The 2,929-nt window shown below is 53.6% G+C and carries 1 tRNA gene and 2 rRNA genes (1 of these 3 only partly in view); all 3 read left to right on the forward strand.

Annotation, left to right across the window (positions count from 1 at the left end):
- Positions 1–2,442: ribosomal RNA gene (locus HX774_RS13695) — 23S ribosomal RNA — on the forward strand; it begins 344 nt to the left of the window's first position.
- A 126-nt stretch (positions 2,443–2,568) separates the two neighbouring features.
- Positions 2,569–2,683 (forward strand): 5S ribosomal RNA (rrf, locus tag HX774_RS13700).
- 105 nt (positions 2,684–2,788) lie between these two features.
- Positions 2,789–2,865: transfer RNA gene (locus tag HX774_RS13705), tRNA-Met, on the forward strand.
- The last annotated feature ends 64 nt before the right edge of the window (positions 2,866–2,929 follow it).

The following is a 2,929-nucleotide window of genomic DNA, read 5'->3' on the forward strand; positions in this document are numbered from 1 at the left end:
GCTGGAAAGCTTGGCCATAGCGGGTGACAGCCCCGTAGCCGTCAAACAGCAAGAGACTCGAGTAGGGCGGGACACGTGAAATCCTGTCTGAACATGGGGGGACCACCCTCCAAGCCTAAGTACTCCTCTACGACCGATAGTGAACAAGTACCGTGAGGGAAAGGTGAAAAGCACCCCGACAAGGGGAGTGAAACAGATCCTGAAATCGGAAGCCTACAAGCAGTCGGAGCCCCCAAGCGGGGTGACGGCGTACCTTTTGTATAATGGGTCAGCGACTTCATGTGTCGAGCAAGCTTAAGCCGTTAGGTGTAGGCGTAGCGAAAGCGAGTCTGAATAGGGCGCTAAGTTCGACGTATGACGACCCGAAACTAGGTGATCTATCCATGAGCAGGTTGAAGGTTAGGTAACACTAACTGGAGGACCGAACCCGTGAATGTTGAAAAATTCTGGGATGACTTGTGGATAGGGGTGAAAGGCCAATCAAACCTAGACATAGCTGGTTCTCCGCGAAATCTATTTAGGTAGAGCGTCCGACGAATTCCTTGGGGGGTAGAGCACTGGATGGTTGCGGGCTGCGCGAGCGGTACCAATACTAACCAAACTCCGAATACCCAAGAGAACTATCGGGCAGACACACGGCGGGTGCTAACGTCCGTCGTGAAAAGGGAAACAACCCTAACCATCATCTAAGGTCCCCAAGTCATGGCTAAGTGGGAAACGATGTGGGATTGCTTTGACAATCAGGAGGTTGGCTTAGAAGCAGCCATCCTTTAAAGAAAGCGTAACAGCTCACTGATCAAGCGATCCTGCGCGGAAAATGTAACGGGGCTAAAGCCATGCACCGAAGATATGGGTTTGCAGTTTACTGCAAGCGGTAGCGGAGCGTTCCGTAAGCCTGTGAAGGTCAACCGTGAGGTTGGCTGGAGGTATCGGAAGTGAGAATGCTGACATGAGTAACGATAAACAGTGTGAGAAACACTGTCGCCGAAAGACCAAGGGTTCCTGCGTAAAGCTAATCTGCGCAGGGTTAGTCGGCCCCTAAGGCGAGGCTGAAAAGCGTAGTCGATGGGAAGCAGGTAAATATTCCTGCACCAGCTGGAAGTGACGGATGGCATAACTTGTAAGGGCTTATTGGATTGTCCTTGCAGGGGCGTTGTCCCTGGAAATAACTCCAGCAGAGACCGTACCCGAAACCGACACAGGTGGTCAGGTAGAGCATACCAAGGCGCTTGAGAGAACTGTGCTGAAGGAACTCGGCAAATTGCACGCGTAACTTCGGAATAAGCGTGACTCACCCCAGGCAACTGGGAATGAGTGGCACAAGCCAGGGGGTAGCGACTGTTTAGCAAAAACACAGGGCTCTGCGAAGCAGCAATGCGACGTATAGGGTCTGACGCCTGCCCGGTGCCTGAAGGTTAAAGGGAGGAGTGAAAGCTCCGAACTGAAGCCCAGGTAAACGGCGGCCGTAACTATAACGGTCCTAAGGTAGCGAAATTCCTTGTCGGGTAAGTTCCGACCTGCACGAATGGCGTAACGACTTCCCCACTGTCTCCAGCACAGGCTCAGTGAAATTGAATTCCCCGTGAAGATGCGGGGTTCCCGCGGTCAGACGGAAAGACCCTATGAACCTTTACTATAGCTTCGCCTTGGCGTTAGCGACCGTATGTGTAGGATAGGTGGGAGGCTATGAAACCGGGGCGCCAGCTCTGGTGGAGCCATCCTTGAAATACCACCCTTACTGTCGTTGACGTCTAACCGAGATCCGTTATCCGGATCCGGGACATGGCGTGGTGGGTAGTTTGACTGGGGCGGTCGCCTCCTAAAGTGTAACGGAGGCGCGCGATGGTGGGCTCAGACCGGTCGGAAATCGGTCGTCGAGTGCAATGGCATAAGCCCGCCTGACTGCGAGACTGACAAGTCGAGCAGAGACGAAAGTCGGCCATAGTGATCCGGTGGTCCCGAGTGGAAGGGCCATCGCTCAACGGATAAAAGGTACTCTAGGGATAACAGGCTGATTTTGCCCAAGAGTCCATATCGACGGCAAAGTTTGGCACCTCGATGTCGGCTCATCACATCCTGGGGCTGGAGCAGGTCCCAAGGGTATGGCTGTTCGCCATTTAAAGTGGTACGTGAGCTGGGTTCAGAACGTCGTGAGACAGTTTGGTCCCTATCTGCCGTGGGTGTTCGAAGCTTGAGAGGATCTGTCCCTAGTACGAGAGGACCGGGATGGACATACCTCTGGTGGACCTGTCGTGGCGCCAGCCGCGCAGCAGGGTAGCTAAGTATGGAATAGATAACCGCTGAAAGCATCTAAGCGGGAAACTAACCTCAAAACAAGGCTTCGCTGAGGATCGTGGAAGACTACCACGTTGATAGGCCAGGTGTGGAAGTGCGGCGACGCATGAAGCTTACTGGTACTAATAATCCGATCGGCTTGATCGTTTCTCAGCAAAACTCATTCGGTTTTACTTGCCGATATACAAAACGCGACGATGTCTTCTCATTATATTCGGGCTAACGTGCATTCGCACTTCTTGAGCCCGGATGCTTTTTTATGTGTTCGGTTGACCCCGTGGCTATGTCGGAGGTTCCACACCCGATCCCATTCCGAACTCGGTCGTTAAGCCCTCCAGAGCCAATGGTACTTCGTCTCAAGGCGCGGGAGAGTAGGTCGCCGCGGGGTCTACCGAACACATAAATCAGTCTTCTCAGTATTCTTGTCCTACCGGCCTTCGGCCTACTTCAGGACAGGTCTCGAACCTTATTCTTCCTTCGCACACCGCCTTGCCGCGGGATGGAGCAGCCCGGTAGCTCGTCAGGCTCATAACCTGAAGGTCGCAGGTTCAAATCCTGCTCCCGCACCCAAGCATCACAAAAATCCCCGCAGACAAAACTGCGGGGGTTTTTGCTGTCCTGTCTCGCCCGCCTT

This window comes from Brevundimonas sp. P7753 (assembly GCF_013386595.1).
In the GTDB taxonomy this organism is placed as follows: domain Bacteria; phylum Pseudomonadota; class Alphaproteobacteria; order Caulobacterales; family Caulobacteraceae; genus Brevundimonas; species Brevundimonas bullata.